4 protein-coding genes are annotated in these 7,938 nt (G+C 75.3%); 2 read left to right on the top strand and 2 right to left on the bottom strand.

Annotation, left to right across the window (positions count from 1 at the left end; genetic code table 11):
- Window positions 1–135: 135 nt before the first annotated feature.
- Both AC07A4_RS33120 and AC07A4_RS33115 read right to left on the bottom strand, forming a co-directional pair.
- Window positions 136–831, bottom strand: coding sequence for a L,D-transpeptidase (locus AC07A4_RS33120; RefSeq protein WP_478605913.1), 696 nt, complete (start codon window positions 829–831; stop codon window positions 136–138).
- Between the two features lie 164 nt (window positions 832–995).
- On the bottom strand, window positions 996–4,136 hold the full coding sequence (locus tag AC07A4_RS33115; RefSeq protein WP_478606253.1) for an amidohydrolase family protein: 3,141 nt from the start codon (window positions 4,134–4,136) through the stop codon (window positions 996–998).
- A gap of 453 nt (window positions 4,137–4,589) precedes the next feature.
- On the opposite strand from AC07A4_RS33115, the gene AC07A4_RS33110 reads away from it, so the two are divergent.
- Both AC07A4_RS33110 and AC07A4_RS33105 read left to right on the top strand, forming a co-directional pair.
- Window positions 4,590–4,766, top strand: a complete 177-nt coding sequence (locus AC07A4_RS33110; RefSeq protein ID WP_478605911.1) for a hypothetical protein — start codon at window positions 4,590–4,592, stop codon at window positions 4,764–4,766.
- A gap of 227 nt (window positions 4,767–4,993) precedes the next feature.
- Window positions 4,994–7,852 (top strand): helix-turn-helix transcriptional regulator, encoded by a 2,859-nt coding sequence (locus AC07A4_RS33105; protein WP_478605908.1) that lies wholly within the window; start codon window positions 4,994–4,996, stop codon window positions 7,850–7,852.
- The last annotated feature ends 86 nt before the right edge of the window (window positions 7,853–7,938 follow it).

Genomic DNA, 7,938 nt, shown 5'->3' with positions numbered 1-7,938 from the left:
TCGGGTTCTTACTTGGCAAAACGTTCTTTTGTTTCTCCCAAACAAAACCAAAAAAAAAAAAAACAAACCCACCCCCCCCCCCCCCCCCCCCCTCCCCCCCCCCCCCCCCCCCCCGCTTCGTGGCTTTCAGTCCTGTCAGGTGCCGGGCTTGCGGCCGTACACGAAGACGTCGTCGCCCTTGCGCAGCGTGTTCCAGTACTTCACGGCGTCCTTCTTCGTCATGTTGACGCAGCCGTGCGAGCCGGGCGGGGCCCAGACGCTGATGCCGACCGAGTGGAAGGCCTGGCCGCCGTCGAAGAACTGGCTGTAGGGCATGGGCACGTGGTACAGGCTCGACACGTGGTCGATGTCCCGCCAGTACACCTTCTTCAGGCCGGTGCGGGTCTCGTGGCCGTTGCGGCCGGTGCGCACCGGGACCGGGCCGTACTTGAGCCGCTTGCCGTCCTGGATCCAGCTGAGCTGGAGCGTCAGGTCGACGCAGGCGATGCGGCCCTTGTTGGTCGGGCACTTGCCCGCCTTGTTCGGGTTGTTCCCGACGGCCTTCTGCTTGTTCATGAGGTTCATGACGCCCCAGGTCACGCTCCCCGCGAACCCGGCGTTCGGGCTGATCTGGTGCTTCGTCTGGAAGGCCTTGATGGCCTTGCAGTCGGCGGCCGACTGCTTGCCGTCGACCGGGCGGCCGAGGAACTTCTCGACCTGCTTCTGGTACGGCCCGGTCTGGGTCGAGCACGACGCCGCCTGCGCGGTGCCGGTCCCCATCGCCACCGCGAGCGGGGCCACCAGCGCGGTGATCCCCAGTGCGACGGCTCCTCGTCTGCGTATGTCCCCCACGGTCGCGCGCTCCTCATTCGTACATGGGTCGGATTCCACCAGCTAGACAGCGCGCGCCGACAGATCGTTGCATGGGGAATTGAAACAGGTGTGTAACAGGGAAGACGGTGGTGGGGAAGGGTGTGGGGCCGGGTCCGGGGCGGTGCCCCGGGCCCGGCGGGCGTTCAGGCTCCCGGGTCGCAGCAGCCGTCCTTGCGCATCAGGCGTCCCACCGTCAGCCAGTCCATGTCGCGCGGCGCCTGCCGGGGCGTCGACGCGAAGGCGGACACCAGGTCGTCGGTGTCGTAGGGCCTCCCGCCGCGCAGCACCCCTACCGTCCGCACCAGCGTGGCGAAGTCCGTGAACGGGTCGCCGTCCACGAACGTCAGGTCGGCGATCCGGCCCCGCTGGACGGTGCCGAGGTGCTGGTCGAGGCCGAACAGGCGCGCCGGCAGGACCGTCGCGGTGCGCAGCGCCTCGGCCGGGGAGAGCCCGCCGCGGTGCAGCGCCCGCAGGCCCATGTGCAGGGCCAGGCCGACCGGCACGAGCGGCTGGTCCGTGCCGAGCGCGACGAGGCCGCCCGCGGCGAGCACGCGCCGGTAGACGTCGGTCTCGGTGCGCAGCGTGGCGAGCTGGGCCGCGGTCGGCGGCGTGGCCGCCTGCTTGCGGACGGCCTCGGTGTCCCAGGGCGGCATGACGGCCGTGACCCTCGGGTCGTCGGCGAGCGCGGGGTCGGCGCCGATGAGCGGCACCGACGTGAAGGGCGTGGCGATGAGCGCGAACGCGGCGCCGCGGGTGCTGTAGATCGCGGTGACGTCGTCGTAGGCGCGGCCCGACGCGGTGATGGCGTGGCCGAACTCGGCGCGCTGGGTGGCCTGGAGATGGGTCGTCAGATCCTGTCCGGTCTGGATGCCCGGGGACAGGAAGTGGCTGCCCGTGCGCACCCCGAGCCGCTCGTGGGCGAAGCGCGCCGCGTCCTCCATCACCCAGGCGGGCGCCCGCACATAGGTCTTGACGAAGTCCCAGTCGAGCCGCGCGGCCCGCTCCAGGGACCGGCGCAGGCCCTCGCGGGTGCGGTGGGCGCGGCCCATGCTGTACGCGACGCGGGCCCCGTCGAGGAGCTCGCCGGTGGTCAGCAGGCGCGGCCCGGCGAGCTGGCCGGTGGCCACCGCCTCGCGGACGCGGGCCTGCTCGTGGGCGAAGCCGCCGAGCGACACGGCGGTGGTGATGCCGTACGTGAGCTGGCCGACGGTCTGGCGGCCGCCGTAGGTGTACTGCCAGGGGTGGGTGTGCGTGTCCCACAGGCCGGGCAGCACGGTGCGCTCGGAGGCGTCGATCCGCCGCTGGGCTCCCCGTCCCGCGCGGTGCGGGACGACGTCGGTGACGCGCCCGCCCCGTACGACGATGTCGACGTCGTCCCGTACCGCGTCCCCGGTGCCGTCCCACACCCGGCCGGCGTGCACCACCGTGTCGGCGGGCGTCGGCCTGCGCTGGTCGAGGGGGACGCGGACGGTGCGGGCGCGGCCGCCGTCGACGCCGATGAGGCGCAGGCGGGCGCCCGACAGGTACAGCAGCGTCTGGGAGTCGCCCGACCAGCTGGGGTGGTCGGCGGGTTCGGTGGTGAGGCGGCGGAGCTCGCCGCGCGGGGAGCCGTCCGGGGCCACGGGCAGCACGCACAGGGCCGACTCCACGATCACCGCGAGATGGCGGCCGTCCGGCGACCAGACGGGCCCGGAGTCATAGCGGTCGGAGAGGGACGCGTGCGGTGCGGCGGGGTGCAGGCGGGAGGCGCCGCTGGTGGTGTCGATGACGCGGATGAGGTTGTAGCCCTCGCGGAAGCGCAGGTTGAGGCGGTTGCGGTCGCAGAGGGCGAGCTGGCGGCCGTCGGGCGACCAGCTGGGGCGGCCGGGAAGGCCGCCGCCGCCGAGCGGGTCGGCGAGGACGCGCTCGGTGCCCCGCTCCAGGTCGCGGACGACGAGGCGTCCGGTCAGGTCGAGGCAGGCGAGGCGGGTGCCGTCGGGCGACAGGGCGGGGTGCACGCGCCCACCCGTGGCCAGCGTGGTCTCGGCGCCGGTGGCGAGGTCGCGGCGGTGGACGCCGAGCAGCCCGTCGCGGTCGTCGGCGTACACCAGGGAGCGGCCGTCGCGGGCCCATGACGGGCCGAGGAGGTAGCGCGTGGGGTCCGCGCGGCGCAGCCTCCGGGGCGCCTTGCCGCCCGAAGTGTCCGCGAGCCACAGGGAGTTGAGGGCGGCGAAGGCGATGTGGCGGCCGTCGGGCGACAGGGCGGGCAGGTGGATGCCGAGCACCGGCCTGACCCGGTCCTCACCGAGGTCGTACTCCTTGACCCGGTAGCGGGGCCGGTCCACGGGCAGGACGCCCTCGAAGGGCAGCGGGCGCGGCGTGCCGGGCGCGTCGGGGCGGACGAGGGTGAAGCGGCCGTCGACGGTGAGGAGCAGCTCGCCGTCCTTCGTCCAGCGGGGCGGCACGGGCGCGACGTCCCCGGGCACGTCGACGGCGAGCCCGTCGACGACCAGGACGCAGGAGCCGTTCGGGGCGGCCGTGGTGCGCAGATAGGCGAGGCGGCGCCCGTCCGGGGCCGGGGCCGGTGTCATGACCTGCGCGCTCGCGGTCTCGGTGTGCTCGACCACGACGGGGCCCGCGCCCCGGGCCGCCACGGAGGCGACGGTGCGCGCCTCCAGGGTGGTGCCGGTGGCGGTGACGACGCCCTTGGCCCGTACGAACAGGATGCGGGTCCCGTCCGGTGACCAGGCGGGGTCGAAGTCCTCCCACGGCCCGTCCTGGAGCGGCCCTTCCTGCCCGGGCAGACCGGTCACACGGTCCAGGGCGCCGGTGCGCAGGTCCAGGACGTGGATGCGGTACGGGCTGCCCTTGACCGGGTCGCCGCCGCGCTCGGAGGCGAAGGCGAGCCGGGTGCCGTCGGGCGACCAGGCGGGGCCCCGGTCGTCCCAGGGCCCGTCGGTGCGGCGGCGCAGGCCGGTGCCGTCGGGGCGCATCGTCCAGAGGTGGAAGCCGCCGTCGCGGTAGGCGCAGAACGCGACGAGTGCGCCGTCGGGCGCGTAGACCGGGCGGTTGGGTTCGAGGTCCCCCGGGGTGAGGGGCACGGCCTTGCCGCCGTCGCGGGGAGCGGCCCACAGGACGCCCTGCACCTCGGCGATCAGGCCCTCGCCCGTGGGCGAGAGCGTCGCCGAGCCGTTCGTGGCGCGGGTCAGGGACAGGGACACACGGGCGTCGGCTCTGGCCGCGGCGACGGCGGGGGCGGGGACACCGGCGGCCACGACGCCCGCCGCACCTGCGGCCACCAACAGTTGACGTCGCGTCAGTGACACCGGGGCGCATGAGGAGGCGGGAGAGGAAGGGGAGGCGAGAGGAGAGGGGGAGGAGAGAGCGGAGGGAGTGGAGGGAGAGACAGAAGGAGAGGGAGAGGGAGGCCGGGGGGCGGAGTTCCTGTCACGGTCGGAGTTCCTGTCACGGTCCATGACACTGCACACTCGCGCACCTCAGGGGCGCTGAGCAACACCACTTTTACGGACAGTCACGGAGGGGCGGGCGCCCCTGAGGGGGCACAGGGGCCGGGCGCCCCTCGGTGTGCGCCACCCTCACCCGCCGCGTCCGCCACGTCCACCCCAGCCGCATCTCCCCCTTCGCCCTAGGGACTTCCCTAGGTGCCGCACCGACGCGGCGGGCTCACGGCGGCTCCTATCCTGGTCGCCGTTGCCCCGCGTCACGGCTCACGCCCCGCACCGGCCCCGGGAGGCGTTGTGCGCTACGTCATCGAGGTGTACCGGTCGCACGAGGGGGTGGCCGGGAGCGTCGCCTGCGAGGACTCCGAGAGTCCCCGGCCCTTCCACGGCTGGCTGGAGCTGCTCGCGCTGCTCGAACCGCCGTCCCCGGAGATCCCCGGCTGGAGCGGGACGGCGCCGGAGGAGACTTCCTAGACAGCTGGAGACAGCTGGGGAGACCTGCCGGACAGCCGTCGCGTCGGCTCCGCCCACGGGAAGGACTTGCGAAACCCCTTGCGGATACCGGCAATTGGCTTGTGCCGACGGCACACCCCCACCACCCTGGTGTCCAGGGCCATGCGTCCGGCACGGGTCGCCGTCTGCTCACCGGCCACCCGAGGCCGGTACCGACGCGCGCGGGGGCGGTGATGACACCCGAGGACGTGAGCCACGACCTCCGCCACCCCACCGCGCCCGACGAGGCCTTCTGCGGCCGCGCGGCGGAACTCGACGCGCTGCGGGCCGACTTCGCCGACGCCCGCGCGGGCACGCCCCGCCTCGTACTCCTCGAAGGGCCCGGCGGCATCGGCAAGACGGCGCTCGTGCGCCGCTTCCTGGACACGGCGGACGGCACCGCCCTGGTGCTCCAGGCCAGCGGCGAGGAGAACGAGAGCGCGCTGCCCTGGGGGGTGCTCGCCCAGCTCGTCGGGCAGAGTCCGGCGCCGGTCCCTGAGACCCTCGCCGGGCTCGTCCGCGCCCCGCAGTCGCTGCACGCGAACCTGCCGTCGCTCACGGCCGGGTTCGGCCTCCTCGACCTGCTCAGCGAGGCACAGGGCAAGGGGCCTGTGGTGCTCGTCGTGGACGACGCGCACTGGGCCGACCCCGAGTCCCTGAACGCCCTGACCTTCGCGCTGCGCCGACTGCGCCACGACCGCGTCCTCGCGCTCGTCGCCCTGCGCGACCCGCACGTCCCCCAGCTGCCCGAGGGCCTGCGCCGACTCCTCACCGACGCCCGCACGCGCCGCCTCGCCCTCGACGGACTCAGCCCCGAGGAGCTGGCCGCGCTCAGCGACCGCCTCGGCGGCGCGCGCCTGCCGCACTCGGCGTCCCTGCGCCTGCACAGCCACACCCACGGCAACCCGCTGCACGCCCGCGCGCTCCTCGACCAGGTGCCCCCGGCCATGCTCCTCGACGTCACGACGCCGCTGCCCGCGCCCCGCTCGTACGCCATGCTGGTGCTCGCCAACCTCGCGGGCTGCGGCGCCCAGGCGCAGCGCCTGGTCCAGGCCGTCAGCGTGCTCGGCTTCTCCTGCCGGCTGCACGCCGCCGCGCGCCTGGCGCGGGTCGCGCAGCCGCTGCCCGCCCTGGAGCGGGCCGTGAAGGCCGGGCTGCTGCGCGAGTCGCCCGCGGGCGCGTCGGCGCCGGAGATCTCCTTCCCGCACCCCCTGGTGCACGCCGCGGTCTACCAGGACATCGGCCCCGCCCAGCGCGCCGCCCTGCACACCCGGGCCGCCGCCCTGGTCGAGGACGACTACACGAAGCTGCGCCACCGCGTGCTCGCCGCGACCGGCCCTGACGAGCGGCTCGCCGAGGCCCTCGCCGCGTGCGCGCGCCGCGAGGCGGCCACCGGCCAGTGGGCCGTCGCGGGCACGCACCTGCGGCACGCCTCGCGGGTGACGACGAGCCCGCTGGAGCGGGACCGGCTCGCCGTGGAGGCCGTCGAGGCGCTGCTGCTCGACGGCCGGGTGCGGGAGGCCGCCGAGCTCACCGGCGGTCTGCCCGAGGGCGCCGACCCGGCGCTGCGCGGCTACGCGCGCGGCTATGTGGCCCGGGTGCAGGGCCGTACGCAGGAGGCGTGGACCCTGCTGGTCGACGCCTGGCACCAGTGCGACCAGGAGCGCGACCCGGCCCTCGCGGCGCGCGCCGCCGAGCAGTTGAGCTACGCGGCCGTGATGTGCGGGCGGGCCGCCGTGGCCGCGCAGTGGGCCGAGCGGGCCCAGCGCCTGTCCACCGCGCAGGGCCCGAGCCGGATGCTGCGGTTCAACCACCTCATCGCGCTCGGCCTCAGCGGCCGCGCCAAGGACGGCATCGCGCTCGCCGCGGACCTGCCCGACCCCATGATCGTGCCGCTGCGCAGCACCGATCTGCTGCTGGCGCGCGGAGAGCTGCGGCTGTGGTCGGACGACCTGCACGGCGCCCGGCGCGACCTGCTCGGCGCCGTCGCCAACTGCCGCACCACGACGGTGCCGCTGCGGCTGCTCTCGACGTCGGCGCTCGCGCAGACCCTGCACCGGCTCGGGGAGTGGGACGAGGCCCTCATCCACGCCGAGTCGGCCGCCTCGATCGCCGACGACGCCGACCAGTGGTGGCTCAAGCCGGTCACCCACGGCGTCGCCGCCCAGATCCTCGCCGCGCGCGGCGCCTTCGACCGGGCGGCGGAGCACCTGCGCACGGCCGCCGAGGTGCCCGGCGGCGCCGAGACGCCGGTGGCGCACGCGTACGCGGTGTGCGCGCGGGGGCACTGCGCGGACGCCCGCGGCGAGCCGGAGGCCGTCGTGGAGGCGCTGCGGCCGCTCCTGGCCTTCGCCGAGCAGGACGGGGTCAACGAACCGGGCGTCGTGGACTGGCAGCCGCTGTTCGTCGACGCCCTGGTACAGCTCGGCGAGCTCGACGAGGCCGAAGCCGTCCTCGACCCCTTCGAGGAGCGGGCCCGGGCCCGCGGCCGGCACTCGGCGCTCGCCGCCGCCGCGCGCACCCGCGGCAATCTCGCCGCCGCGCGCCGCGACACCCACCGCGCCCAGGCGGCGTACGCGCGGGCGCAGGACCACGCGGCACAGGTCCCGCTGCCGCTCGGACAGGCGCGGGTGGCCCTGGACCACGGCGCGTTCCTGCGCCGCATCGGCCGCCGCTCCCTGGCGATCGCCCAGCTGCAGGCCGCGCACGCCACCATGACGCGGCTCGGCGCGCGGCCCTACCAGGCCCGGTGCGTGCGCGAGCTCAGCGCCTGCGGGCGCGCGGCCCCGCACCTCCCGGCCGAGGAACAGCCGCGCGACAGCGGCGCGCAGGCCCTGGACGGGACGCTCACGCCGCAGGAGCTCGCGGTGGCGCGGCTCGCCGCGCAGGGGCACACCAACCGTCAGATCGCCACCGCGCTCGCGCTGAGCGTGAAGACCATCGAGTACCACCTGGGGCACACGTACGCGAAGCTCGGCATCTCCTCGCGCATCGGCCTCGTCCAGCGGCTCGGGCCGCGGTCGCCCGCGCAGCCGCCGCCCCCGCAATCGTCGCCTTCGGCGGGGTGAGGCCGCGGGCGCGCGGCGCCGCGCGCGGACGCACCGGGGTAAACCCCGGCACGCTCCCGGAGGCGCGCGACGGGCGGCGCCCCGTA

The sequence above is a fragment of the Streptomyces sp. NPDC043996 genome (genome assembly GCF_056435225.1).
Note: the sequence above shows the minus strand (reverse complement) of the source record. Positions and strands in the feature narration are given on the sequence as shown.